25 protein-coding genes and 3 pseudogenes are annotated in these 24,283 nt (G+C 71.4%); 14 read left to right on the top strand and 14 right to left on the bottom strand.

From position 1 onward, the window contains the following. The 3 genes from FHX68_RS13100 to FHX68_RS13090 form a co-directional block, all read right to left on the bottom strand. Window positions 1–777, bottom strand: a 777-nt coding sequence (locus FHX68_RS13100; RefSeq protein ID WP_244926868.1) for an iron chelate uptake ABC transporter family permease subunit, incomplete at its 3' end; no start/stop codon positions are given. Continuing rightward, window positions 770–1,732 carry an ABC transporter permease gene (locus FHX68_RS13095; protein ID WP_255314015.1) on the bottom strand — a complete coding sequence of 321 codons (963 nt, stop codon included), beginning with the start codon at window positions 1,730–1,732 and terminating at the stop codon, window positions 770–772. The genes FHX68_RS13100 and FHX68_RS13095, both read right to left, overlap by 8 nt. 8 nt (window positions 1,733–1,740) lie before the next feature. Continuing rightward, window positions 1,741–2,733: a siderophore ABC transporter substrate-binding protein gene (locus FHX68_RS13090; RefSeq protein ID WP_141380165.1), complete on the bottom strand. Its 993-nt coding sequence runs from the start codon at window positions 2,731–2,733 to the stop codon at window positions 1,741–1,743. A gap of 132 nt (window positions 2,734–2,865) precedes the next feature. Between FHX68_RS13090 and FHX68_RS13085 the strand changes: the two genes are divergently transcribed. Together FHX68_RS13085 and FHX68_RS16190 are read left to right on the top strand one after the other, a co-directional pair. Continuing rightward, window positions 2,866–3,306: a siderophore-interacting protein gene (locus tag FHX68_RS13085; protein ID WP_229661508.1), complete on the top strand. Its 441-nt coding sequence runs from the start codon at window positions 2,866–2,868 to the stop codon at window positions 3,304–3,306. Beyond that, entirely contained in the window at window positions 3,248–3,961 is a 714-nt protein-coding gene (locus FHX68_RS16190; protein WP_255314016.1) for a Pr6Pr family membrane protein, read from the top strand. Before FHX68_RS13085 ends, FHX68_RS16190 begins: the two co-directional genes overlap by 59 nt. Here the strand turns inward: FHX68_RS16190 and FHX68_RS13075 are convergent. From FHX68_RS13075 to FHX68_RS13065, 3 genes are all read right to left on the bottom strand, one after another. Continuing rightward, a complete protein-coding gene (locus tag FHX68_RS13075; RefSeq protein ID WP_141380166.1) occupies window positions 3,921–4,106 on the bottom strand; it encodes a hypothetical protein in 186 nt (61 codons plus the stop codon). The genes FHX68_RS16190 and FHX68_RS13075 overlap by 41 nt on opposite strands. A gap of 184 nt (window positions 4,107–4,290) precedes the next feature. Then, complete coding sequence (locus FHX68_RS13070; protein WP_141380167.1) at window positions 4,291–5,121, bottom strand: aldo/keto reductase; 831 nt, start codon at window positions 5,119–5,121, stop codon at window positions 4,291–4,293. A 55-nt stretch (window positions 5,122–5,176) separates the two neighbouring features. After that, complete coding sequence (locus tag FHX68_RS13065; protein WP_141380168.1) at window positions 5,177–5,989, bottom strand: Cof-type HAD-IIB family hydrolase; 813 nt, start codon at window positions 5,987–5,989, stop codon at window positions 5,177–5,179. Window positions 5,990–6,085: 96 nt separating this feature from the next. On the opposite strand from FHX68_RS13065, the pseudogene FHX68_RS13060 reads away from it, so the two are divergent. From FHX68_RS13060 to pgi, 4 genes and pseudogenes are all read left to right on the top strand, one after another. Then, window positions 6,086–7,487, top strand: a pseudogene (locus tag FHX68_RS13060) (sensor histidine kinase). Beyond that, window positions 7,475–8,167 (top strand): LuxR C-terminal-related transcriptional regulator, encoded by a 693-nt coding sequence (locus FHX68_RS13055; RefSeq protein ID WP_141380169.1) that lies wholly within the window; start codon window positions 7,475–7,477, stop codon window positions 8,165–8,167. The pseudogene FHX68_RS13060 and the gene FHX68_RS13055 overlap by 13 nt, the downstream one beginning before the upstream one ends. After that, on the top strand, window positions 8,164–9,054 hold the full coding sequence (locus tag FHX68_RS13050) for a DUF4097 family beta strand repeat-containing protein (protein WP_141380170.1): 891 nt from the start codon (window positions 8,164–8,166) through the stop codon (window positions 9,052–9,054). The genes FHX68_RS13055 and FHX68_RS13050 overlap by 4 nt, the downstream gene beginning before the upstream one ends. Before the next feature lie 252 nt (window positions 9,055–9,306). Further along, the gene (gene pgi / locus FHX68_RS13045) at window positions 9,307–10,986 is read left to right on the top strand and encodes a glucose-6-phosphate isomerase (RefSeq protein WP_141380171.1); all 1,680 of its coding nucleotides are present in this window, start codon (window positions 9,307–9,309) and stop codon (window positions 10,984–10,986) included. Between the two features lie 8 nt (window positions 10,987–10,994). Here pgi and FHX68_RS13040 read toward each other — a convergent pair whose 3' ends face one another. Continuing rightward, window positions 10,995–11,714, bottom strand: a complete 720-nt coding sequence (locus FHX68_RS13040; protein WP_141380172.1) for a YdeI/OmpD-associated family protein — start codon at window positions 11,712–11,714, stop codon at window positions 10,995–10,997. Between the two features lie 194 nt (window positions 11,715–11,908). Between FHX68_RS13040 and FHX68_RS13035 the strand changes: the two genes are divergently transcribed. Then, on the top strand, window positions 11,909–12,691 hold the full coding sequence (locus FHX68_RS13035; RefSeq protein WP_141380173.1) for an acetoin reductase: 783 nt from the start codon (window positions 11,909–11,911) through the stop codon (window positions 12,689–12,691). A 16-nt stretch (window positions 12,692–12,707) separates the two neighbouring features. Here the strand turns inward: FHX68_RS13035 and FHX68_RS13030 are convergent, their stop codons facing one another. From FHX68_RS13030 to FHX68_RS13015, 4 genes and pseudogenes are all read right to left on the bottom strand, one after another. Then, window positions 12,708–13,193, bottom strand: coding sequence for an NRDE family protein (locus tag FHX68_RS13030; protein WP_229661514.1), 486 nt, complete (start codon window positions 13,191–13,193; stop codon window positions 12,708–12,710). Between the two features lie 28 nt (window positions 13,194–13,221). After that, window positions 13,222–13,716 (bottom strand): annotated as a pseudogene (locus tag FHX68_RS16015) (heavy metal translocating P-type ATPase); the annotation flags it as partial. A gap of 174 nt (window positions 13,717–13,890) precedes the next feature. Continuing rightward, window positions 13,891–14,235, bottom strand: a complete 345-nt coding sequence (locus tag FHX68_RS13020; RefSeq protein ID WP_141380174.1) for a cupin domain-containing protein — start codon at window positions 14,233–14,235, stop codon at window positions 13,891–13,893. A gap of 55 nt (window positions 14,236–14,290) precedes the next feature. Next, window positions 14,291–14,944: an NADPH-dependent F420 reductase gene (locus tag FHX68_RS13015; protein ID WP_141380175.1), complete on the bottom strand. Its 654-nt coding sequence runs from the start codon at window positions 14,942–14,944 to the stop codon at window positions 14,291–14,293. 129 nt (window positions 14,945–15,073) lie between these two features. On the opposite strand from FHX68_RS13015, the gene FHX68_RS13010 reads away from it, so the two are divergent. Further along, entirely contained in the window at window positions 15,074–16,540 is a 1,467-nt protein-coding gene (locus tag FHX68_RS13010) for a phytoene desaturase family protein (protein ID WP_141380176.1), read from the top strand. A gap of 37 nt (window positions 16,541–16,577) precedes the next feature. Beyond that, the gene (locus FHX68_RS13005; RefSeq protein ID WP_141380177.1) at window positions 16,578–18,086 is read left to right on the top strand and encodes a lipase maturation factor family protein; all 1,509 of its coding nucleotides are present in this window, start codon (window positions 16,578–16,580) and stop codon (window positions 18,084–18,086) included. A gap of 9 nt (window positions 18,087–18,095) precedes the next feature. On the opposite strand, the pseudogene FHX68_RS16010 reads toward FHX68_RS13005, so the two are convergent. Continuing rightward, window positions 18,096–18,212: pseudogene (locus tag FHX68_RS16010) on the bottom strand (DUF72 domain-containing protein); the annotation flags it as partial. A gap of 6 nt (window positions 18,213–18,218) precedes the next feature. Between FHX68_RS16010 and FHX68_RS12995 the strand changes: the two are divergent. The 4 genes from FHX68_RS12995 (at window position 18,219) to FHX68_RS12980 (ending at window position 21,298) form a co-directional block, all read left to right on the top strand. Beyond that, entirely contained in the window at window positions 18,219–18,713 is a 495-nt protein-coding gene (locus FHX68_RS12995; RefSeq protein WP_141380178.1) for an alpha-amylase family glycosyl hydrolase, read from the top strand. A gap of 11 nt (window positions 18,714–18,724) precedes the next feature. Further along, window positions 18,725–19,255, top strand: a complete 531-nt coding sequence (locus FHX68_RS12990; protein WP_141380188.1) for a cytochrome c oxidase assembly protein — start codon at window positions 18,725–18,727, stop codon at window positions 19,253–19,255. A gap of 163 nt (window positions 19,256–19,418) precedes the next feature. Continuing rightward, window positions 19,419–20,501 carry a Dyp-type peroxidase gene (locus FHX68_RS12985; protein WP_244926867.1) on the top strand — a complete coding sequence of 361 codons (1,083 nt, stop codon included), beginning with the start codon at window positions 19,419–19,421 and terminating at the stop codon, window positions 20,499–20,501. Further along, the gene (locus FHX68_RS12980) at window positions 20,498–21,298 is read left to right on the top strand and encodes a family 1 encapsulin nanocompartment shell protein (protein ID WP_141380180.1); all 801 of its coding nucleotides are present in this window, start codon (window positions 20,498–20,500) and stop codon (window positions 21,296–21,298) included. Before FHX68_RS12985 ends, FHX68_RS12980 begins: the two co-directional genes overlap by 4 nt. Before the next feature lie 61 nt (window positions 21,299–21,359). Here FHX68_RS12980 and FHX68_RS15300 read toward each other — a convergent pair whose 3' ends face one another. Both FHX68_RS15300 and FHX68_RS12975 read right to left on the bottom strand, forming a co-directional pair. Beyond that, window positions 21,360–21,503 (bottom strand): hypothetical protein, encoded by a 144-nt coding sequence (locus FHX68_RS15300; RefSeq protein ID WP_170214210.1) that lies wholly within the window; start codon window positions 21,501–21,503, stop codon window positions 21,360–21,362. Between the two features lie 442 nt (window positions 21,504–21,945). Continuing rightward, complete coding sequence (locus tag FHX68_RS12975; RefSeq protein ID WP_229661507.1) at window positions 21,946–22,518, bottom strand: NRDE family protein; 573 nt, start codon at window positions 22,516–22,518, stop codon at window positions 21,946–21,948. Window positions 22,519–22,702: 184 nt separating this feature from the next. Between FHX68_RS12975 and FHX68_RS12970 the strand changes: the two genes are divergently transcribed. Further along, entirely contained in the window at window positions 22,703–24,058 is a 1,356-nt protein-coding gene (locus FHX68_RS12970) for a bifunctional phosphopantothenoylcysteine decarboxylase/phosphopantothenate synthase (protein WP_141380181.1), read from the top strand. The last annotated feature ends 225 nt before the right edge of the window (window positions 24,059–24,283 follow it).

The following is a 24,283-nucleotide window of genomic DNA, read 5'->3' as shown; positions in this document are numbered from 1 at the left end:
GCGGTGCGGTGAGCCGAGCCCGAGCGCGACGGGTCGGCCGAGGGCGAGCACGTCGAGCCGCCGGGCGCCCCACATCAGGGCGACCACGGCGATCGCGGCGAGCGGGATCGCGATCGGGAGGTACGTGGCATCCGCATTCGCGACCGAGCCGATGAGACGTGCGGTCAGCAGGTCGAACTCGGTCGGTGTCAGCAGGCGCTGCAGGAAGGTCGAGAACGCCGCGAGCGCTCCACCGAGGATGATCCCGACGAGCAGCATGATCTGCACGTTCGCGCGCCGCCCCGACAGGAGCAAGCCGTAGAGGATGCCGGAGAACAGCAGCATCACCGCGACCTGCGCGAGATAGGCTCCGACGCCCTGCACGGCGAGGGCGCCCGAGACGCCGAAGAAGAAGATCGCGGCGGTCGAGATCGCGGTGTAGAGCGACTCGAAGCCGAGGAGCGAGGGCGTCACGATGCGGTTGGCGGTGACCGTCTGGAAGGCGATCGTCGCGATGCCCTGGCAGAACGCGACCACGACGATGACGATGAGGCTCGTCACGCGCAGCTGGGCGATGCGCCAGAAGCCGTCGCTGCCGAGCGGCATCGGGTTCTCCCACGCGAAGATGCCGGCGGCCACCGCGACGGCGAGGGCGACCAGCACGGTCATGACGATCGCGTACCGGCGCCCGCGCGCGGCGGTCGCGAACGGCAGGGTCCGGCGCGGCGGCGCGCTTCGCGGCGAGGTGGCGGGGCGCATCGACGCGGCGATGGACGGGGCGGCGGGGATCTCAGGCACGGCGACGCTGCCTCAGCAGGAGGAGGATGAACACGACCGACCCGATCATCGCGAGAATGAGGGAGACCGGCACCTCGAAGGGCATGTTGATGACGCGCGCGACGATGTCGCACGCCGTGACGAGCGCGATGCCCCCGAGCGCGACCCACGGGAGGTTCGAGCGCAGGTCGTCGCCGCGGATGAGCGAGACGACGTTGGGGACGATCAGCCCGAGGAAGGGCAGGTTTCCGACGACGACGGTGACGACGCCCGCCGCGAGCGCGATGAGGCCGGTGCCGATGAGCACGACCCGGTCGTAGTCGACGCCCACGCCGGTCGCGACCTCCTTACCGAGCCCCGCGATCGTGAAGCGGTCGGCGGCGATGAAGATCGCGATCACGACGAACAGCACGATCCAGAGCGGCTCGTACTGGCCGCGCAGCACCGAGGTGAACGATCCCGTGAACCAGATCGCCATGCTCTGCAGCGTGTGGGTCGACAGGGCGATGAAGGTGGAGACGGCCCCCACGATGGCGCCGAGCATCATTCCGACGATCGGCACGATCACCGACGACGTCAGCACGACGCGGCGGAGGAACAGGAAGAAGATCATGGTGCCGACGAAGGCCGCCGCCACCGCCCCGACCATCCGCGCCATGAGCGGTGCGTCGGGGAAGAGGAGCATGACGACCAGCAGGCCGAGCCCCGCCCACTCGGTCGTTCCGGTGGTCGTCGGCTCGACGAACCGGTTCTGAGTGAGCATCTGCATGACGAGCCCGCACATCGCCATCCCCGCGCCCGCCAGCACGAGCGCGACGGTGCGGGGCACGCGGGTGATGAGGAACATCTCTCCACCGCCCGGTGCCCCCCACACGTCGTACACGCCGACCATGAGCGAGGCCGCGACGAGGACGATGACGACGGCGAGCCCGCCCAGCAGCGGCCACGTGAGGAGCCGCTGCCGAGCGCGCTGCACGCGGCGCCTCAGCTTTCGAGCGCGTCGGCGAACGAGTTGAAGAAGGTCGTGTACGTGACGATGCCCTCGTTCAAGTAGGTGCCCGCCGGCATGTAGACGATGTGCTTGTTCGTGACGGCGGGGACGTTCTTCAGCGCCTCCGACGACCCGATGAGGTCGTTGGCCGGAGTATAGGACTCGTCCGTGTTCGCGCTGACCCCGGCATCCCGGTCCATCACGAGGATCCAGTCGGGGTTCGAGGCGGCGATCGCTTCGACCGAGATGTCGTCGCCCTGGTGGTCGGTCGAGCCGTCGGTGGTGAGCGCGGGCGTGAGGCCGAGCACATCGAACACCGGGCCGAGCGTGCGGCCGGTCGACGGAGCCGCGTAGTTGATCTCGCCGCCCGAGGTGATCACGGCCATGACGGTGTCGTTCTTGTCGTAGGCCGCGGTGACGCGCTCGATCGACTTCTCGAAGTCGGCCACGAGCTTCGCCGCCTCCTTCTGCTTGCCGAAGATCTCGCCGAGCACGGTGACCTGGCGCTTCAGCTCGGCGTCGAACGCCTCGCCCTCGCGCGGGTCGAGCTCGACGATCGTCGCGTTGGGCGCGAGGGTCTGGAAGTCGCCGTAGTACGAGGCGAAGCGCTGGCCGTTGACGATCAGGTCGGGGTCGGCGGCGACGACGGCTTCGAGGTTCGGCTCGCCGTGGTTGCCGATGTTGACCGTCTTCGAGCCCTCCTCCTTGTACGAGAGGTCGGCGGGGAAGATGTCGAGCGGCGCGGCGACGACCTCGACGCCCCAGTCATCGAGCACCGTGATGGTGCGGTTGTCGGTCGCCACGACGCGCTGCGGCGGCACCGCGACGGTCTGCTCGCCGTGGTTGTCGGTCACCGTGACCGAGGTCGGGGCGGTCTCGGGGGACGACGCCGCCGGGGTCGCGGAACCGGCGCAGCCGGCCAGAGTCACCGCGGACAGGAGCGCGGCGGAGGAGAGCAGGAATGAGCGAGCACGTGTCGAAGGCATGCGTGACGTATCTTTCGGTGCGGTGATGGGGATGCCCGGCGGCGCGCGCCGAGCCAGGCAAGGCTATCCTAACCACATGACTTCGTCGAACCCGGCCCCGCCCGTCGCGCCCCCTCTTTCGGGCTTACCCGGGTGGGCAACGAGCTGCGCTTCCGCTTCGCGCGCCTCGCCGCACGGCAGTGGCTGACGCCCGAGTACGTACGGATCCGCCCCGAGGGAGCCGATCTGCGCGGCTTCGACTCCCCCGGCTCCGACGACCACATCCGCGTGTTCTTCCCGGGAGGCGAGCCGGCGAGCGTCGACGAGCTGCGCGCCGCCCCGAGCCGCGAATACACCCCGCTCGCCTGGGACGCCGACGGGGGCTGGCTCGACCTCGAGTTCGCGATCACGGCGGACACGACCAGGCCGCCACGGAAGGGATCGCTGCGCCGTGGGCGGCGTGCGCCGAGATCGGCGCGCCCGCCGGAGTGGGCGGGCCCCGCGGTTCGCTCGTGCTCACGGGGCGCCCCGACGCGTGGTTGCTCGCCGGCGACGAGACCGCCGTTCCCGCCATGCGCCGGTTCACGCACCTGATGGATGCCACGGCCGGCACGGTGCTCGCCGACCGCCTCGCCGCCCTCACCACCGCCGACCGCCCCACCGGCGACGGCTTCGCGTTCATCGCCGCGGAGCAGTCGATCGTCAAGGTCGGGCGCGCGCTGCTGCGCGACCGCTGGGGCCTCGACCTCGACCGCGCGTTCCCCTACCGGGCCGTCGCCTCCTTCGTCATCCTGCTCGGGATCGCGCGGGTGTCGGGCCTGCGATCACCGTCACGATGCTCATCTACCTCTTCGTGCTGGCGCCGTCACTGTTCACCCAGCCCGGCGCGTATCAACCGTTCACGCTCACCGACAACCTCGTGCACATCATCACGCCCGCACTCGTCATCGTCGACTGGCTGCTGTTCATCCCGAAGGGCGCCATCAAGCCGTACGACCCCCTCCTCTGGGCGCTGATCCCCTACGCGTATCTCGCGTTCGCCTTCACCTACAGTTCGGCGGGCGGCCGCTTCGGCGGCGGAACGACCGTGCCGTACCCGTTCATGGATGCCTCGGTGAACGGCGTCGGCGGCGTCATCGCGTGGATCGCCGGCCTCACCGTGGCCCTCATCGGTGTCGGCTACGTCTATTACGGCCTCGACCGCCTGCTCACGCGGGCGCGGCCTCGTCCTCTTCCGGCTCGAACGTAGAGGCCTCGCCGGTGTGCCCGGCGGCCACGCCGTCGGGGTCGGGCGGGATCGTGCCGTCGTCGCCGAGCCCGCCGGGCTCCGTGGTCACCTCGGTGTCGTCCGAGTCCGGGGCATCCGCCGGCTGCTCGAAAGTCTGGTCGCTCATCGCGCCCTCCGCTTCTCGCGGCCGCGCGGCCGCGTCTGCGGCCACCGTAAGCTCCGCACCGGCCGCCGTCAGGGGGATTGACCCGCCCGGGCAGCCGTAGTAGCCCGAGTCGGATGGCCCGCCTGCGCGGCCGCGCATACCGCCGGCGGCGGCGCCACACGACCCGCCCGCCCGGCGGCCCGCGTCACATCTCTTCGTGCGTGTCGGGGTCGCCGCCCCAGAGCCGGCCGCGCTCGAGGCCCGAGATCGCCCGCACCTCGTCATCGGTCAGCGTGAACCCGAAGATGTCGGCGTTCTCGACCTGACGCTCCGGCGTCGCCGACTTGGGGATGGGCGTCGAGCCGAGCTGGGTGTGCCAGCGCAGCACCGCCTGCGTGGGCGTCACCCCGTGCGCGGATGCCACGTCGGCGATGACCTGCTCCGAGAGCAGCTCGCTGCGGCGCGCGAGCGGGCTCCAGCTCTCGGTGCGGATGCCGTGGCTCGCGTGGAAGGCGCGCAGCGCCTGCTGCGGGAAGTAGGGGTGCATCTCGACCTGGTTGACGGCCGGGGTGACACCGGTCTCGTCGATGAGGCGGGTGAGCATCGCCTCGGTGAAGTTCGAGACGCCGACGGAGCCGACGAGGCCCTTCTCGCGGAGGTCGATCATGGCGCGGAAGGTCTCGACGTAGCGATCGACCGACGGGTTCGGCCAGTGGATGAGGTAGAGGTCGATGCGGTCCAGCCCGAGGCGGTCGAGCGACGCGTGCGCCGAGTGGATCGTCTCCTCGTAGCCGTGCTCGCGGCCGGGCACCTTCGTCGTGACGATCAGCTCGTCGCGGATGCCGCTGCGCCGCACCGCCTCGCCGACCTCCTGCTCGTTGCCGTAGTTGACGGCCGAGTCGAGCAGCCGGTAGCCGTTCTCGATCGCCGAGCCGATCGCGGCGATGCCGTCGTCGCCGGTCAGCTTGTAGGTGCCGAATCCGAGCTGGGGGAAGGTGGTGCCGTCGTTCAGAGTGACCGTGGGAATCGTGACCATGGCATCCACGCTACGCCCGCGGGAGGCGCCGGGGGTCTACCCGACGCGCGCGGGTTCAGTCGCCGAGCAGCCCCTCGATGACGGTGACCACGCCCGCGTCGGCGTTCGAGGGCGCGCGGTGGCGGGCGACCGCCGCGACGTCGGGGTGCGCGTCGGCCATGGCGTAGGACCAGTCGGCCGCCTGCAGCAGCTCGAGATCGTTGAGGTAGTCGCCGAAGGCCGCGGTCTGGGCGGGGGTGACCCCGAGGGCCGCCTGGAGGTTCCGGAGGGCCACGCCCTTGTTCACCGTGGCGTTCATGATGTCGACCCAGTGCAGCCCCGAGACGACGACCTGATGGGTCTCGCGGAGATCGGCGAAGGCGACGGCGGTGTGCTCCTCGCCGCCGTCGAAGTCGTAGATCGCGAGCTTGAGCACCTGGTCGTCGACGGCGTCGAGGTCGTCCACGATCTCGAGGCGCGCGTAATACTTCTGCACCTCGGCGAGGAACTCCGGGTGGGTCTCCTCGATGTAGGCCGACCGCTTGCCGCAGACGACGATTCCGGCGCGGAGCGTTCCGGCGGCGACGTGGGCGCGTAGGCGCGCGACGACGGATGCCGCGAAACGGGCATCCACGGCGTCGGAGCTCACCTCCTCGTCGCCCCGCACGACGTACGCGCCGTTCTCCGCGATGTAGTCGAGCTCGCCCTCCACTCCGGCGAACATGCGCTGGAGGGTCGCCAGCTGACGGCCGCTCGCGGGGGCGAACGCGACGCCGCGCTCCTGCATTCGGTCGAGGAGGCTCCACAGACCTTCGGGGATGGAGCCGTCGGGGCGCAGCAGCGTGCCGTCCATGTCGACGGCGATCAGGCGGATGTCGGGGGCGCTCACCCCTCCATCCTCCCGCGGGCCGGGGGTTATCCCGAATCCGATTCCACCGGCTGGCACCCGTGTGCCCGTGCGTGGGCCGCCCCTACCGTAGGAGCCATGACCACCGCGAGCATTCCCGCGCCCCTCCCCGCGGCCACCTCCGAGGCCGCTCCGGCGCCCTCCGCGACGCCCGTCCCACCGGCTGTAGGGACAGCCGCCGGACCGGCAGGCCCGGCGACCACCTCTCCGTCCACGCGGTCGCGGCGCGGGCGCACGGCGCGCGCCCTGGGCGCGCTCGCCCAGCTGGCCGCGGTCGGCGTCGTGGGCTCGGTGATCTTCGGTGTGCTCGCCACGCTGCTGAGCCTCGGCATCAGCCTCGTGCTGCTGTTCGGCATCGGACTGCTGTTCCTCCTCGCCTTCGTCTACGCGCTCTACGCGACCGCGTGGCTCGAGTACGAGCGGGTCGAGGGTCTCTATCGGTACGGCCTGCCCGCCCTGCGCGCGCGTCGCCGCGACCGCCCCGGGTTCGCCGGGTGGCTGCGCAGCGTCTGGGACCAGTTCACCGACGGCCCGATGTGGCGCGGCATCGCGTCGGCCGCGGTCTCGACCATCCTCGGCCTGTTCGTGCTGCCGCTGGTCGGCGGGCTCGCCTCGAGCCTCGTGCTGCTGTTCGCCCCGCTCCTCGGCGGCGACACCGTGCGCGTGCCGGTCACGGGCCTCCACGTCGCCGTCGAGTGGGCGCTGCTGGTCGGCGTCCTCGGCCTCATCGTCTGCGCCGCCCTGCTCGCCGGCATCGCCGTGCTCCACGGCGTGCTGACGCGGGCGATCCTCGTGCCGAACCGTGAAGCCCAGCTCGTCGAGCAGGCGCGCGAGGCCGGCACGCAGCGGGAGAGCGCCGTGCGCGCCGGCGAGGTCGAACGCACCCGCATCGAGCGCGACCTGCACGACGGCGTGCAGCCCCGGCTCGTCTCGGTCGCGATGACCCTGGGCCTCGCGCAGCAGAAGATCGACGACGACCCCACCGCCGCCCAGGCGCTCATCGACGAGGCGCACACCTCGACGAAGGCAGCGATCACCGAGCTGCGGCAGCTGGCCCGAGGCATCCATGCGTCCGTCCTCGACGACCGGGGGTTGGATGCCGCGCTCAGCGCCCTGGCGGCGCGCTCGCACGTCCCCGTGCTGCTCGGCGGTGCGGCTGCCGCCGGGCGGCCGGTGCAGCCGCACCGCCGAGGCCGCCGTCTACTTCGCGATCGCCGAAGCGCTCACGAACGCCGCGAAGCACTCCCGTGCCGGCGAGGTGCGCGTCGTCGTGCGGCTGCGAGACGACGCGGCCGTCGGCGGCCGCCCCACCCTGTGGGCGCGCGTCGAGGACAACGGTGTCGGCGGGGCGCGTGTGCTCCCCGGCGGCGGACTCGACGGCATCGCGAACCGCATCACGGCGGCGGGCGGCGCGAGCCGGCTCGACAGCCCCGCCGGCGGACCGACGACTCTGGAGGTGAGCGTCCCGTGCGCATCCTGATCTGCGAAGACTCCGCGCTGCTGCGGGAGGGGCTCGTCCGCCTCCTCGACGACGCCGGTCACGAGGTGGTCGCGGCGCTCCCCGACGCCGCCGACCTGCCCGGCGCCGTCGAGGCGGCAGGCCCCGAGCTGTGCATCCTCGACGTGCGACTGCCGCCCACGTATACCGACGAGGGCGTCCGTGCGGCGCTGGCGCTCCGGGCCGCGCATCCGGGCCTTCCCGTGCTCGTGCTCAGCCAGTACGTCGAGGAGCGGTACGCGAGCGAGCTCATCACCGGCCAGTCGGCGGCGCTCGGCTATCTGCTGAAAGACCGCGTCGCCGACGTGCGCGACTTCCTCGACGCGGTCGACCGCATCGGGGCGGGCGCGACGGTGCTCGACCCCGAGGTCGTGGCGCAGCTGCTCACCCGGCGCGCCCGCGACGAGCGGATGGCGCGCCTCACCGACCGCGAGGGCACCGTGCTCGCGCTCATCGCCGAGGGCAAGAGCAATCAGGCGATCGCGCAGACCCTGTTCATCACCGAGGCGAGCGTCGAGAAGCACATCACCTCGCTCTTCCAGAAGCTCGACCTCGAGCAGGACGAGCACGGCAACCGGCGCGTACTCGCCGCCCTCGTGCACCTCGGGCACGACCAGAATTCCCGCGCCACCGGCGCGCCCCAGAACGGAGCCCCGCGATGACCACCGCCCTCACCCCTCCGCCGCTTCCGCCGACCGCCGGACCCGGCGGCCCGGTCGGACAGGCCCCCGCCGGCCCCGGCACTCCGGCCGGCGCGCGCGGACCCGGCGGGCCGCGCACGTCGGCGCGGGTGATCGCGATCGTCGCGATCGTGCTCGGCGTGCTGCTCATCGTCGGTGCGCTCACGAGTGGGGCGGTCTCCGCGGTGCGCGCGGCCGTGCAGCGCAGCGAGACGCTGACGACGGATGCCCGGGGCATCCGCACCCTCGACATCGACATCGCCGCGGCCGACCTCACGATCGTCTATGAGGGCGACGAGGTGCGCCTCGACGTGACCGGCAGCGCCGACGACTGGCGGCTGACGCGCGACGAGGACGCCGTGCGGGTCACGACCGAGCGGGGCTGGTGGGGCGGCTGGCGGCTGTTCGGCGAGTCCGACGTCGCCACGCTCACTCTGCCACGGGCGCTCGAGAACACGCCCGTCGACGCCGACCTGTCCCTGTCGGCCGGCGTGCTGCGGGCGAGCGGCTCGTACGGCGAGCTCGACGTCGACCTGGCGGCGGGGTCGATCGACCTCGGCGGCACCGCGCGATCGCCCGACGTCGACGTCTCGGCGGGGCGGCTGGCGTTCGAGCTGGCCGACGTCGGCGAGGCCGACCTGCGCCTGAGCGCCGGGGCGGTGACCGGCGCGGTGACCGGCCGCGCGCCCGAGGAGGTGTCGATCGACGTGAGCGCGGGCCGGCTCGACCTCACGCTGCCCGACGACGCGTACGCGGTCTCGACCGACGTCTCGGCGGGCCAGCTCGACAACCGCCTCGACGTCGCGTCGAGCTCGGCCAACCGGGTGACGGTGAGCGTCTCGGCGGGGTACGTGGCGCTGCGTTCCTGACCGTCGGCTATGCGAACGGTATGGGACCGTCGCGACGAGCCCCCGCCGTTACCTCGCCGTTATACAGTCGAGTCATCGCCGCAGCCGCTCCACAGCAGCTCCCCCGCTCGTCACGGCGCGGCCGGCGATGCAGATTCCTCATCTGCTTCCTTTGGTGCAACGGGATGCAAGGGCCGGTCGGCCGAAGACACCGACCGGCCCTTCTCCGTGCCTCCCCTGTCCGCACCGGCGGCGCCGCGCTAGCGTTAGTGCGTGACCACGCCGATCGATGCCACCACCACCCCCGCCTGGACCGAGCTCACCGCACTGAGCGAGGCGCTCGTCCCCGATCTGCGCGGCTGGTTCGCCGCCGATCCGGGGCGCGTCGACCGTCTCAGCTTCGAGCTCGCCGACCTGCACGTCGACCTGTCGAAGAACCTCGTCGACGATCGTGTCGTCGCCGCGCTCGTGCGCCTGGCCGAGCAGACCGGCGTCGCCGAGCGCTTCGCCGCGATGCTGCGCGGCGACCACATCAACACCACCGAGGACCGCCCGGTGCTGCACACCGCCCTCCGCCGCCCGCCCGGGGCCTCGCCCCCGCTCGTCGTCGACGGGCAGCAGGTCGACCACGACGTGCAGCGGGTGCTCGACGCGATGAGCGCGTTCGCCGACCGGGTGCGCTCGGGCGAGTGGACCGGCATCACCGGCAAGCCCGTGAAGACCGTCGTGAACATCGGCATCGGCGGGTCGCACCTCGGCCCCGCGATGGTCTCCGCCGCCCTCGAACCGTATGCCGACGCGGGCATCTCGGCCCGATTCGTCTCCAACATCGACCCGTTCGACCTCGCCCACAAGACGAAAGACCTCGACCCCGAGACGACTCTCGTCGTCGTGGCATCCAAGACCTTCACGACGCTCGAGACCCTGACCAACGCTCGCCTCGCGCGAGACTGGCTCTGGGCGGGGCTCGAAGCCGCCGGCGCGATCGACGGGTCCGACGCGCAGAAGAAGGATGCCGTCGCCCACCACTTCGTCGCCGTCTCGACCGCGCTCGACAAGGTCGAGGCCTTCGGCATCGACCCGGCGAACGCGTTCGAGGTCTGGGACTGGGTCGGCGGCCGCTATTCGGTCGGCTCCGCGATCGGGCTGTCGCTCGTGATCGAGCTGGGGCCCGACGTGTTCCGCGAGTTCCTCGCGGGTTTCCACGCGATCGACGAGCACATGGCATCCACTCCCCTCGCTTCGAATGTGCCCGTCGTCATGGGCCTTCTGAACGTCTGGTACACCAACTTCCTCGGTGCGCAGTCGCACGCCGTGCTGCCGTACGCGCAGCAGCTGTCGCGCTTCCCGGCGTACCTGCAGCAGCTCACGATGGAGTCGAACGGCAAGCGCGTGCGCTGGGACGGCTCTCCCGTCACCACCGAGACCGGCGAGATCTTCTGGGGCGAGCCGGGCACGAACGGCCAGCACGCGTTCTACCAGCTGCTCCACCAGGGCACGCGCCTCATCCCGGCCGATTTCATCGCATTCGTGAACCCCGCCTATCCGCTCACCGACGATGGGCGCGATGTGCACGGCCTGTTCATCGCGAACTTCCTCGCGCAGACCAAGGCGCTCGCGTTCGGCAAGACCGCCGAGGAGGTCGAGGCCGAGGGGACGACCGGGGCGCTCGTGGCGGCGCGGACCTGCCCCGGCAACCGCCCGACCACGTCGATCTTCGCGCCCGCGCTCACCCCGCGGGTGCTCGGCGAGCTGATCGCGCTGTACGAGCACATCACCTTCACGCAGGGCGTGGTCTGGGGCATCAACTCGTTCGATCAGTGGGGCGTCGAGCTCGGCAAGCAGCTCGCGCTGCAGATCGCCCCCGCCGTCGAGGGCGACGCCGCCGCGTACGACGCGCAGGATGCCTCGACGCGCGCGCTCCTGGACTACTACCGCGCCCACCGCGACTGACGCCCGCGTCAGCGGCTTGCCTCAGGAGTCGAGCCACCCGCGGCGAGACCTGGCGCGGCACGTCCTGTCTCACCGCGGGTGTCCTGTCCCTTCTCGCCCGCGGCCGAGGCGGCCTCGGCGGCACGCGCGAGCCACGTGGGCGTCTGCCCGTAGCGCTGCGAGGGGATGAGCCGCCCGGCGGCGCAGTCGGCCACGAGCGCCGCCGGGCGATCGGCGCGTGTCTGCGCGCGCTTCGCGCCGTGCACCCAGTTGGCGCAGACCCGCCGGTAGCCCGCCATCGCGGCGTCCCAGAACGCCTGCGCGGCCGGATCGGCGGCGAGCGCCGCCGCCTCGGCCGGGTCCAGCTCGTCACGCCGCTCGAAGGAGTAGACGCCCGTGCGATCGGGCGTGCGCCGCTCGTAGGCCGCGAGGCCGGCGGGATGCATCCGGCCCTCGGCGATGAGACGCTGGATATGCGCGATGTTGACGGCGCTCCAGTTGGACCGCGCCGCGCGGGGCGTCCAGCGCTGCCGTCGCGCCGACTCGTCGATGCGACGGTTCGCCGAGTCGATCCAGCCGAAGCACAGCGCCTCGGGGACCGCGTCTTCCCAGGTGAGCCCCTGCCGCGGGTCGCCCTTGCGATACAGCCCCATCCACAGCTCGGCCGCCGTCTCGTAATGCTCTTCGAGCCACGTGCGGAACTCGGCCGCGGAGGCGAAGAACACGACCTCGGGCTCTTCCTGGTCCATGGCCGCGACGCTATCACCGCGCGCGGACACCGGAGCGGGCCCCCTTCCGCCGCCGGGTGGAGAATGGAAGGATGCCCGCCCATCGAGGCGCGGGCGCTCCGACACTCCTTCGACCTCCTCGTCGGAAGGGCGCCGGAGTCCATCTGCGCGACACGCGTCGTGGCGCGCCCACTCAGGAAGAGGAGCACATCGCAATGTCCACCACGAAGGTTGCACTCGTCACCGGCGCCGGTCAGGGTATCGGGCGCTCGATCGCCCTCCAGCTCGCCCGGGACGGCTTCGACGTCGCCGTCGCCGATCTGGCGTTCCAGGAGGAGAAGGCGCGCGGCGTCGTCGCCGAGATCGAGGCGCTCGGCCGCGCGGCGATCTTCGTCGCAGCCGACGTGTCGAAGAAGGACGACGTGGTGTCCGCCGTCGACGCTGCGGCTGCCCAGCTGGGCGGCTTCGACGTGATCGTCAACAACGCGGGCATCGCGCAGGTCAAGCCGATCCTCGACGTCACGCCCGAAGAGCTGGAGAAGATCTTCGCGATCAACGTGAACAGCGTCGTCTTCGGCATCCAGGCCGCCGCCGCGAAGTTCGCCGAACTCGGCGTCAAGGGCAAGATCGTCTCCGCCGCCTCGATCGCCGCCGTCAAGGGCTTCCCGATCCTCGGCGCCTACTCGGCCTCCAAGTTCGCCGTGCGCGCCATCACCCAGGTCGCCGCGCAGGAGCTCGCGCCGCAGGGCATCACCGTCAACGCGTACGCGCCCGGCATCGTCGGCACCGGCATGTGGGATCTCATCGACGAGAAGCTCTCCGAGATCAACGGCAAGCCGCGCGGGCAGAACCTGAAGGAGAACGTCGACAGCATCGCGCTGGGGCGCATCGAGACCCCCGAGGACGTCGCGGGTGTCGTGTCGTTCTTCGCGAGCGAGAAGGCGGATTACGTCACCGGCCAGGTGCTGCTGGTCGACGGCGGCATGCTGTACAACTGAGTTCCCGTCGGGAGCATCAGACCAGCTCGGGCCGGTTCCACCGGCCCGGCTGGTCGAACGCGGCGGAGGACAGCCGGACCCCCGCAGCGTCGACGGATGCCGCGCACACCAGCAGCGACAACGTCGGGTAGCCGAACGGCCGGTTGTCGCGCACGATCGCGCGATCGTCGGTCGCCCCGTCCGCGCTCGCGCGCTCGAGCACATCCAGCCACGGCCTCCACCACCGCGCGTCGCCGTCGTCCGGGACGGGGAACCGGTCGTGCCACGCCGCGATGCGCGCGGTGCGCTCTTCGTCGACATCGTCGTGCGCGATCATGTGGATGCCGGGGGCCAGAGCGGCGCGGCGCACGGATCGGCCGTCCCACATCGTGACACGCGCGCCGTCGGCGTCGACCTCGACGAGGTTGAACCCGTGCGTGCGCGGCGCGGCGGGCGGCTCGCGGCCGGCCAGGGCATCCAGCACGACGTGACCGCGCGAGCCCGGCGGATCGTCGGAGAGCACGTCGGCGCGGTTGAGGATGACGGCTAGGCAGAGCGGCGAGCGAGTCCAGGGCGGAGGTCGTCTGCGCCAGCGAACGCATCTCGATCCAGTGCCCCAGGAGCATGATGACGATCAGCAGCGCCAGCTCCCACCAGAAGTCGAGCTCGTGACCCAGCAGCCCCAGCGTCGAACCCCATGATGCGAGGAAGGCGACCGTGATCGCCAGACCGATCAGCAGCATCATCCCCGGGCGGCGCGCGCGCAGCTCGCCCACCGCACCGACCAGGAACGGCCGGCCGCCCCACACGTACATGACGGTGCCCAGCACAGGTGAGACCAGGCTCAGACCGGGGATGCCGGGAAGCGTGTAGCCCAGCAGCATCGCGAACATGCTCGAGAACGCCACGACCGGCACGGCGAGCACCAGGTTGATCCAGAACAGCCGACGGAACTGCGCGACGTGCCCCGACATCCCGCCGTGGCCTGCGTGCGCGTGGTGATCCATGCCGGCCATGTCGTGACCGGCCATCTCCATGCTGGACATGTCGTGCTCGTGCACGTGCGGATCGGTCATGCGGCTCCTCCCGTCGCCGGACGACACCACGCTACGCCCCCGCGGCAAGACGCAGCGGTGGCCGGCGCGGCGGCCGCCGGCGTCTGCGCCATGGGCTGCGGCTCGATGAACGGCGGGGTCGCCGACACCGTCCACCCCGGGATGTCAGGATTGCGGACCGAGTGCCCCGCTGCCGGCATCCCCAGCCGAAACGCCTTTGAGTTCGACGAGGATCGTGTGCGTGGGCGTGTCCCCGGTGTTGCGGCCGGAGTGCCGCTGCGCGGCGATCCACACCGCCTTCCCGGCGGGAAGCTGCGTGTCGAAGGTGCGCTCGCCTGCCGAGAGCCTGCGTGAGAACGAGCTCAGCGTCACCATGACCGTGTTGGGGTGGTCGTGCGGTGTCGTGCTGTCGCCCGGCTCGTCGGTGTACTCGAGCACGCGGACGAACTCGTTCTCCCACAGGGTGCGGTAGTGGTCGGGGTTCGTCAGTGTCGGATCGTCGGTGATCATGGGCGCGACTGTACGCCGCCGATTGGGACGCCGACAGGCCTCGACCCGCCGGCGGTCAGTCGGCGGTCGGCGGCACGCGGAACGCCTTCGCCAGGTTGGCTCGCAGCTCCTCGGCGTTCTGCCGGACGACGTACGCCGGTCGGTCGCGCTCGAGGCGCCACGACTCGCTGAGGGGGCCTGCCGAGACGGTGTCGAAGCCGAGCCGGTCGTACAGCTCGGTGACGAGGGCGATCGCGTCGGGATAGTCGGATGCCGTGCCGAGGGCGCGGCGGTCGGGAGTGCCGGCCGGGCTGCCGGTGCTCGTGATGTCGGCCGCTGTGATGTGGTTGAACGCCTTGACGACCTTCGAGGTCGGCAGATGCTCCTGGACCAGGCCCGAGGTGGTGGCTTCGCCCCGGTCGAGAGCGGCGATGTGGCCGTCGCGCTCCCAGTAGTAGTTGCAGGTGTCCAGGACGATCTTGCCCGCCAGGGGCGCGACCGGGATCTCGTCGATGGCCTTCAGCGGGACGGTGACGACGGCGAAGTCCGCGGCCTCGGCGGCCTCCTCGGCCGTGGCCGCGCGGGCCTTCGGCCCGATCTCCGCGACGAGCGCGGAGAGTGTCTCCGGTCCCCGCGAGTTCGCGATGACGACGTCGTAGCCGAGGCCGGTGAAGGCCCGTGCCAGCTGCGATCCGATGTGTCCTGCTCCGATGATTCCGATCGTTGTCATGGTGTCGACAACCGAGGGATGCCGCCGGGGATTCCCGGATCCGGTGAACGGACCCGACCCGACGGCGCGGCGCGCACCTATCCTGGCGAGGGAGCGTGTTCATTTCCGCGATCGACGAAGGAGGGGCCGATGCCGCGACAGGATCTTCCGCTCGACGCCATCGTGGTGGGCGCCGGCCCGAACGGGCTCGCCGCAGCGGTCACTCTCGCCCGCGCCGGACTCCGAGTGCGGGTGTACGAACGCTCGTCGCAGCCGGGGGGCGGCTCGTCCACCCACGGACTGACCCTGCCCGGGTTCCGCCACGACGTCTGCTCGGCCGTGCACCCGCTCGCCTTCGAGTCCGCGTTCTTCCGGGCGTTCGGGCTGCGCGAACGCGTGGACTTCATCACCCCCGAGATCTCGTTCGCCCAACCGCTCGACGGCGGTCGCGCCGGCGTCGCCTACCGCGACCTGGGGCGCACCGCCGAGAGTCTGGGCCGGGACGGCGGCGCCTACGAGCGGCTCCTGCGGCCGCTGTCCGAGAATGCCGCCCGCGTGGCGCAGTTCACCGGATCGTCGCTGCTGCGGCTGCCGCGGCATCCGGTGACCGCGGCCCGTTTCGCGTTGCGAGCCGCCGAACAGGGCGGACCGCTGTGGAACCTGCGCTTCCGCGGCGAGGCTGCGCCGGCGCTGCTGACCGGCGTCGCCGCGCACGCGATCCTCGCGCAGCCGAGCCTGGCCGGCGCCGGCGCCGGGCTCGCGCTGCACGCCTACGCGCACGCGCAGGGCTGGCCGATCCCGGCGGGCGGGAGCCAGGCGATCGCCGACGCGCTCGTCGACGACCTGCGCGCCCGTGGCGGAGAGCTGATCTGCGATCACGAGGTCACCTCGCTCGCCGAACTCGGCGACGCGCGCGTGGTGCTGCTGGATGTCACGCCTCGGGCGCTCGTGCGGATGGCCGGCGATCGGATGAGCGCCCGTTACCGACGCGTGCTGGAGCACTTCCGCTACGGCAATGCCGTCGCGAAGGTCGACTTCGCCCTGAGCGAGCCGGTCCCATGGGACGACCCCGAGGTGCGCCGGGCCGGCACGATCCACGTCGGCGGGACGCGCGCCGAGATGGCCGCCGCCGAGAATGCCGTCCAGCGCGGCATCCACCCCGACCGCCCCTACGTCCTGGCCTCGCAGCCGTCCGTCTTCGACCCGACGCGGGCGCCGGCGGGGATGCACACCCTGTGGGCGTACACGCACGTGCCGGCCGGCAGCGACCTCGACCGCGCCGAAGCCGTCACGGCGCAGCTCGAGCGGTTCGCGCCCGGCTTCCGCGACACGATCCTCGCCGTCTCGTCACGCACGGCCGTCGATGTCGAGCGACACGACCCGAACTACATCGGCGGCGACATCTCCGCCGGTGCGCCCACCCTCGACCAGCTCTTCCGGCGCCCCACCCTGTCACGAGATCCCTGGCGCACGCCGATCCGGGGCGTGTACCTGGCGACCGCGTCGGCGGTGCCCGGCCCCGGCGTGCACGGCCTGGGCGGCTGGTACGCCGCCCTGAGCGCGCTGCGTCACGACTTCGGCATCCGCACGTCACCGGACCTGTCGCCCGGCGCCTGACTCCGACCCGTCCGCCGTCCGGGCGTACTCTGAAGGCATGGACGGCTTCGCCGCGGTCGACTTCGAGATCGCGCGGCAGATCCTCGAGCGGGGGATCGCCGCGCTGTACCTGGTCGCCTTCGTCTCGACCCTGAACCAGTTCCGGCCCCTGTTGGGCGAGCACGGTCTGCAGCCTGCGCCGCAGTTGCTGGCCTGGGCGCGGGAGAACCCGTCGCGGGCGAAGCTGCTGCGCCCGACGCTGTTCCGGCGGATCGCCTACACCGACCGCCGGCTGGCCGTGCTGTGCTGGTCCGGGATCGCGGTGGCGGCGCTCATCGTCGCGGGCGTTCCGCAGCTGGGACCGCCGTGGGTGCCCATGATCGCCTTCCTGCTGCTGTGGGGCGGGTATATGTCGATCTCGTCGATCGGGCAGACCTTCTACGGGTTCGGCTGGGAGATGCTGCTGCTCGAGGCCGGCTTCCTCGCCGCGTTCCTCGGGTCGAACGACCAGCCGCCGCCGACCGTCGTGATCGTGCTGATGTGGTGGCTGCTGTTCCGGCTGGAATTCGGCGCCGGGATGATCAAGATCCGCGGCGGCCGCGAATGGCGCGACCTCACGGCGCTGATGTACCACTACGAGACCCAGCCGATGCCCGGCCCGCTCAGCCGTCAGGCGCATCTGCTGCCGGCGTGGTTCCACCGGCTGGAGGTCATCGTCAACCACTTCTCGCAGCTGGTCGTGCCGTGGTTCCTGTTCGCCCCGATCCTGGGGTTGTGGATCCCCGGCCCCGTGCCGGCGCTGGTCGGCTGCGGCGCGGCGGCGATCGTCGCCCTGACGCAGCTGTGGCTCGTGCTCACGGGCAACTTCGCATGGCTGAACTGGGCGACGATCGTCCTGGCCTTCTCCGCGATGTCGATCCCCGGTTCGGGTGCCGAGTCGGTCGTCGAGCGAACGCAGCCGGCCGAAACGCAGCCCTGGCTGATCAACGGCATCCCGCTCTACTGGATCGTCATCACCTCGGCACTGGGCTTGGCGTATGTCGTGCTCAGCTGGCCCGCACTGCGGAATCTCTTCGCCCGCCGGCAACTCATGAACGCGAGCTTCAACCGCTGGCAGCTCGCGAACGCGTACGGCGCGTTCGGCACCGTCACGAAGGAACGCATCGAGTACATCGTCGAGGCGACGACGGATGCCGATCCCGACACGGCCGAGTGGCACGAGTACCAGTTCAAGGGCAAGCCCGGCGACGTCCGGCGCATCCCCCGCCAGTACGCGCCGTATCATCTGCGCCTGGACTGGCTGATGTGGTTCCTGCCGTTGGGTCAGTCGCTGGAGGACTGGTTCACGGCGTTCGTGGTGCGGCTGCTCGAAGCCGACGGTCCGACGCTGCGGCTGCTGCGGGTCGATCCGCTGGCCGGCCAGCGCCCGCGGTGGGTCCGGGTGCTCTCCTACCGGTACCGGTTCACGACGCGCGCCGAGCATCGCGTCGATCACGCCGTGTGGACGCGCGACCGTCGCCGCCTGCTGATCCGGCCGGTCTCGCTGGGCGAGGTGGAGGAGCCCTGAGCCGGTTCGTCAGGCGAGTGCCGCACGCAGGGCGCGGGCGTCGCGCACCGCGTTGCCACCGCCGTCGTTGTTGAAGTAGGCGTACACCTGGTGGCCGCCCGCCTCCCATTCCCGGATGCGAGACGCGCGACCGTGACGTTCTCCGAGCCCGCGTGGATCGCGCACGCCATCTGGTGGCGGGTCTACCCGCTCGACTTCGTCGGCGCGTACCCGGCACCGACCGGCGGGCCACCGGCATCCGACGAGCATCGGCTGCGGCGGATCGTCCCGTGGCTGGACCACGTCGTCGAGCTCGGCGCGTCCGGCGTCGCGCTCGGTCCGATCTTCGCGTCGAGCAGCCACGGCTACGACACCGTCGACCACTTCCGGATCGATCCCCGACTCGGCGACCACGCCGACTTCGACGAGCTCGTCGCCCAGGCGCATGCCCGCGGACTGCGTGTGCAGCTCGACGGCGTCGTCAACCACATCGGTCGCGAGCACCCGCTCGCGGCGACCGCACTGCGCGAGGGGCCCGCCAGCGACGCGGCGCGGTGGCTGCAGACCTCCGCCGGCGGCGGGTTCGTCTCCTTCGAAGGACACGACACGCTGCTGACCCTCAACCACGACGAGCCGCGCGTGCAGTAGCTGCGACCGTGATGCGGTGGCGCCTCGTCCGCCTGTTCGGCAACGCCGTCTTCGCGACGATCTTCATCGCCGTGGTGTTCTGCGTATTCCTCACCCCGCTGGCGTGGACGCTGCGCGGAACGCCGTGGATCGCGACCGTCCTCGGAGTCGCGGTGCCGCTGCTGCGACTGGCCATGGTCGTGCCCCTGTTCGCGCTGACCGCCGCGCACACCGGGCTGTTCATCACCATCGAGTTCCTGCTCGCGTTCGTCGAGCTGCTCATCGACTCGATCCCCGGCATCCTGCTGCGCCTGACCGATGCCGTCGTCGACCACGCACCCACGATCGCCGGAGCCGCGAGCTGGTGGCCGACCCCGCTGCACGACCAGCACCTGGCGGGCGACTTCCTCTGGTTCATCGCCGAGGTCGCCGATGTCCCGGTGCTGGTGATCCTCATGATCCGGTGGATGCGCAGCGACCGGCGCGACGCCGCCGGCTTCGACGACCTGCCCGACGAAGAGTACGACGCACTCGTGCAGGAGCACATGCGCGGCGCAGGCTGAGCGCCGACGTGGCGCCTCGCAGGCGCTGGGGTAGACTGGGTATCGGCGGCGAGCGAGGTGTGGGCATGGCGAGAGCAGTGCGGGTGCGTCGGACCGGCGAGACCGCCGGTCCGACCGATCGGCATTCCGGCGCGGTCTCATGACGGACGGCTACGGAAACCGGGTGCCGATCGCACCGCAGCAGGTGGATGCGCCGCTGACACGCACGGCGGTCTTCCTCGTGCTCGTCGTCGCCGACGCGGCGGATGCGATGAGCACCGTGCGCGAGGTCATCTCCGGCCTGGACGATCTCATCAAGACGGCCGGCTTCCGGGACCTATCCGGACGCCTGTCCTGCACCGTCGGCATCGGAGCACGGGTCTGGGATCGACTCACGCGCCGCGCGAAGCCGGCAGAGCTGCATCCCTTCCGCGAGATCGTCGGCCCGACCCACACCGCCATCGCCACGCCCGGCGACCTGCTCTTCCACATCAGGGCCGACCGGGCCGATCTCTGCTACGAGCTCGAGCGTCTTCTGCTCGAGTCGCTGGGAACCGCCGTCAGCACGGCCGACGAGGTCTCCGGCTTCCGATACTTCGACACCCGCGATCTGCTGGGATTCGTCGACGGCACGGCCAATCCGGTGGGTCCCGACCTTCCGGCATCCACCCTCGTCGGCGACGAGGATCCGGCCTACGCCGACGGAAGCTACGTCGTCGTCCAGAAGTACACGCACCCCCTGTCGATGTGGCAGGCGCTGACGACCGAGCAGCAGGAGGCCATCATGGGCCGCCGCAAGGCCGACAACGTGGAGCTGCCCGACGCCACCAGCGGCCAGAAGTCGCACAAGACGCTCACGACGATCGTGGACGACGCCGGCGAGCACGACATCCTGCGCGACAACATGCCGTTCGCGCGCCCCGCCCTCGGCGAATACGGAACGTACTTCATCGGCTACACGCGGCACCTGTGGGTGCTCGAGCGGATGCTGGAGCGCATGTTCATCGGCGATCCACCCGGCCTGCACGACCGGCTGCTCGACTTCTCCACGCCGCAGACGGGGAGCACCTATTTCGCTCCCTCCGCCGCCCTGCTCGGCGCTCTCGCCGACGAACCGGACGACGAGGACGGCCCCGACGAACCGGACGACCAGGACGACCCGGACGAGCGGACCGACCATGACGAGGCGCCCGACGGGCCCGGCGCCGATCTCTCCTTGGGTATCGGGTCTCTGAACCCATCCGCCGATGAAAGGACCGCATCGTGAATCACCTCCTGCGTTCGCACGCTCCGATCACCTCCGACACGTGGGACGTCATCGACGCCGAGGCGAAGTCCCGGCTCTCGGTGGCGTTGGGCGCACGGCGCGTGGTGGACTTCACCGGACCGTTCGGCTGGCGTCATTCCGCGACGAACACCGGCCGGGTCGGCCCCGTGGTGCCGGCGCCCGTCGACGGCGTGAGCGCGCGGCCTCGGGTGGTGCTTCCGCTGGCGGAGGTGCGCGCCGACTTCTCGCTGGCGCGCACGGAGCTCGATGCCGCGTCGCGAGGCGCTGTCGATGTCGACCTCAGTCCGCTCGATCACGCCGCGCTGGCGATCGCCCGGGTCGAGAACGCCACCGTGTTCGACGGATGGGCGGCGCTGGGGATGACCGGTATCGCGCAGGCATCCCCGCACGATCCCATCGCGGTGGGCGACCGGCCGGACCGCCTCGCGGTGCGCATCGCCGCGGCCGTCGCCGTCCTGCAGCAGTCCGATGTGGGCGGTCCGTACGCGCTCGCCGTCGATCGCGACACCTGGGTGGAGATCACCGGGGGAAACGACGCGGGAGGTGCGCCGTTGCTCACGCACGTGAAGCGCATCCTGGACGGTCCGATCGTGTGGGTGCCCGGCATCGCCCAGCCCGTCGTCCTCAGTCTGCGCGGCGGGGATTTCATCCTCGAGTCCGGCGAGGACCTCGCCATCGGGTATTCCTCGCACGACGCGGGCTCGGTCCAGCTGTACCTGGAGGAGACCTTCACCTTCCGCGTCGCGACGCCGGAGGCCGCTGTCGCCCTGAACTGAGCTGAGCTGAGCTGAGACCGTCCGACGGAACCGGTCGCGGCCATCGTGCCTGCCCCGGCGGCTACAGGGATGCCGGCAGACCGCGTTCCCGCGCAGCGGCCACCGCACGCGCCCGCGTCGGCTGATCGAGCTTGCGCAGCACCGCCGCGATGTGGTGCTCGACGGTGCGGGGGGAGGTCGAACTTCTTGAACTGCTGCTCGACACCCATCCAGCGGAACGCGAGCGGATAGAGACGGATCCACTCGGCCCGTCCCCCGTCGACCCGAATGCCGGCGACGCACACCGTGTCGCCGTACTTCGCCGACGGCTGGGGCGATGCCTTCACGGTGATGAGCACCCGCGCCGTCGCTGATCTGACCTGCATGCGCAAACCATACGAGCGGGGTCGGACATCTCGAACTACAGATCGGTTGGCGAAAACTACAGGTCGGTTGTCACAACCACAGAATCGATGGCAGGAGCTACAGATGGGTTGTCATCGGACAAGCCAGTCACGGAATGCCGAGGCATCCGCGAAGAAGATCACCTCGGGCGCGTTCGCGTCGCCCGGTGCCGCCGCGTCGCCTGTGCTCACGAGCGCGACGCTACCAGGGGCCACCGACACGATCCCGGCAGTCATTCCGTGCATCCGCGCCCGGGAGGCCGGTCAGTGCACGACCGGCCGGTTCCACACCCCCGGCTCGGCGAACTCGCCGTAGCGCACGTCGACGCCGGATGCCCCGACGGAGGCGGTGCACACGAGCAGGGACAGCGTCGGATACCCGAACGGGCGGTTGTCGCGCACGATCGCGCGGTCGTCGACGGGGCCGACCGCGCTCGTGCGCTCGAGGGTGTCGAGCCACTGCTCCCGCCACTCCTCGCCGACCGTCTCGGGCGCGTCGAACGCGTCACGCCACGCCGCGATGCGCGCCGTCGCCGGATCGTCGACCTCGTCGTGCGCGATCATGTGGATGCCCGGAGCGAGCTCCACGCGCCGGAGCGCGTCGCCGTCCCACATCGTGACGGTCGCGCCCGTGGCGGTCAGCTCGACGAGGTTGAAACCGTGGGTGTGCGGCGGCGTCTCGAGCGCGGCTCCGCCCACGGCATCCAGCACGATCCGTCCGCGGGACTCGATCGGAGCGTCACCGTCCGGCACGATGTCGGCGCGGTTGAGGATGACGGCGATGCGCCCCGCGGCGGGACCGGCGTGCGAGCCACGCGCCGCCCGCACGCCGGTCACGCACGCCGACGACGTCGGGGCTCTCGGGCCACCAGGCGCCGAGCGGATCCCAGGCGCGCGCCGGGTCCTCATCGCGGACGGCGAGCAGGCGCACCGGTGCGCCGGGCGTCTCGGGGACGTGGACGATGACGGTGCACACGGTGCTCGTGACCTCTCCGCTGACCCTGCGTGGCAGGATCGGACCATGTTCGTTGTCGTGGGTGTGACGGGCGGCATCGCCGCGTACAAGACGGTGCAGCTGGTTCGCGCACTGGTGACGAACGGTCACGAGGTGCACGTTGTTCCCACCGACGATGCGCTGCGCTTCGTCGGCACGGCCACCTGGGAGGCCGTCTCGAGGAATCCTGTCACGACGAGCGTGCACGACGACGTCGCCGAGGTGCGCCACGTCGCGCTCGGCACCTCGGCCGACCTCGTGATCATCGCGCCGGCGACGGCGAACACGCTCGCGAAGATGGCGGCGGGCATCGCCGATTCGCTGCTCGGTGTCACCCTGCTCGCCACGACGGCGCCCGTCGTCGTCGCGCCCGCGATGCACACGGCGATGTGGCAGCACGCGGCCACGCAGGCGAACATCCGGGTGCTGCAGGGGCGCGGCATCCACGTGGTCGGACCCGCCGACGGACCGCTCACCGGCGGCGACAGCGGCCCGGGCCGGATGGTCGAGCCCGACGAGATCCTCACGGCGGCGCTCCGCATCGTGGATGCCCCGGACCCGGGTGCCCCGTCGACGGGCCCGTCGTCGGACAGCGCGGTTGATGCCGCGACGGATGCCGCGTCGCCGGGCCTCGTCCCTCGTGTCGACGCCGTCGGGAGGCGGCCCGAGGACGGCGCGTCGCCGGGCCTCGTCCCTCGTGTCGACCTCGCCGACCTGCGGGTCGCCGTCTCGACCGGCGGCACCCGCGAGCCGATCGACCCGGTGCGGTACCTCGGCAACCGCTCCAGCGGCCGGCAGGGTGCCGCGCTCGCCCTCGACGCCGCCGGCCGCGGCGCCGAGGTCACGCTCGTCGCCGCCCACGTCGACGACGGCGTGCTCACGGAGGCATCCACCCACCCGCGCGTGCAGATCGTGCGCGTGAGCACCGCCGCCGAACTGGAAGCGGCGATGACGGATGCCGCGGCGACGGCCGACGTGGTCGCGATGGTCGCGGCGGTCGCCGACTACCGGGTCGCCGCCGTCTCGCACACGAAACTGCGGAAGGAGGACGGTGTTCCCCGCCTGGAGCTGACGACGAACCCCGACATCCTCGCCGGGCTCGTCGCCGCGCGCCGGCCGGGGCAGACGATCGTCGGGTTCGCCGCCGAGACCGCGGACAGCGACGCCGAGCTCGCCGACCGCGGCCGCCGCAAGGCGCAGCGCAAGGGCGTCGACCTGCTCGTCGTCAACCGTGTCGGCTGGGAGAGCGGCTTCGAGAGCCCCGACAACCGGGTGCTGATCCTCGACGCCGCGGGCGATGCCGTCGGCGAGGCATCCGGCACCAAGCGCGCGGTCGCGACTGCCGTGTGGGACGCCGTTGCGGCCCTGCGCGCTCCGCACTGACCGTCGCCCACTGACCGCTCGCCCCGACCACCCGCCCCAACTGCAAGGCCGCCGGCGCGACACGCCGCTCCGCGCGGCCACAACACGGCGTGTCGCCACCAATCCCTTGCAGTTGCGTCGAAGACAGCGAGGCCTGTGCGGGCGATGCCGCACATCCCACCCCACACCCCCACGCGGATGCCGCCCGCCAACCTCGCACACCCCAACTGCAAGGTTTCGGCCGCG

The organism is Microbacterium lacticum (assembly GCF_006716815.1).
In the GTDB taxonomy this organism is placed as follows: Bacteria; Actinomycetota; Actinomycetes; order Actinomycetales; family Microbacteriaceae; genus Microbacterium; species Microbacterium lacticum.
The sequence above is the reverse complement of the archived record's forward strand: the minus strand, read 5'-3'. Positions and strand labels throughout refer to the sequence as shown.

Excerpts from the sequence above, each read along its gene's own strand:
- FHX68_RS13090 (WP_141380165.1), bottom strand. The coding sequence starts at position 2,733 with ATGCCTTCGACACGTGCTCGCTCATTCCTGCTCTCCTCCGCCGCGCTC.
- FHX68_RS13075 (WP_141380166.1), bottom strand. The coding sequence starts at position 4,106 with ATGAGCGACCAGACTTTCGAGCAGCCGGCGGATGCCCCGGACTCGGAC.
- FHX68_RS13070 (WP_141380167.1), bottom strand. The coding sequence starts at position 5,121 with ATGGTCACGATTCCCACGGTCACTCTGAACGACGGCACCACCTTCCCC.
- FHX68_RS13050 (WP_141380170.1), top strand. The coding sequence starts at position 8,164 with ATGACCACCGCCCTCACCCCTCCGCCGCTTCCGCCGACCGCCGGACCC.
- FHX68_RS13040 (WP_141380172.1), bottom strand. The coding sequence starts at position 11,714 with ATGGACCAGGAAGAGCCCGAGGTCGTGTTCTTCGCCTCCGCGGCCGAG.
- FHX68_RS13035 (WP_141380173.1), top strand. The coding sequence starts at position 11,909 with ATGTCCACCACGAAGGTTGCACTCGTCACCGGCGCCGGTCAGGGTATC.
- FHX68_RS13020 (WP_141380174.1), bottom strand. The coding sequence starts at position 14,235 with ATGATCACCGACGATCCGACACTGACGAACCCCGACCACTACCGCACC.
- FHX68_RS13015 (WP_141380175.1), bottom strand. The coding sequence starts at position 14,944 with ATGACAACGATCGGAATCATCGGAGCAGGACACATCGGATCGCAGCTG.
- FHX68_RS13010 (WP_141380176.1), top strand. The coding sequence starts at position 15,074 with ATGCCGCGACAGGATCTTCCGCTCGACGCCATCGTGGTGGGCGCCGGC.
- FHX68_RS13005 (WP_141380177.1), top strand. The coding sequence starts at position 16,578 with ATGGACGGCTTCGCCGCGGTCGACTTCGAGATCGCGCGGCAGATCCTC.
- FHX68_RS12990 (WP_141380188.1), top strand. The coding sequence starts at position 18,725 with ATGCGGTGGCGCCTCGTCCGCCTGTTCGGCAACGCCGTCTTCGCGACG.
- FHX68_RS12970 (WP_141380181.1), top strand. The coding sequence starts at position 22,703 with ATGTTCGTTGTCGTGGGTGTGACGGGCGGCATCGCCGCGTACAAGACG.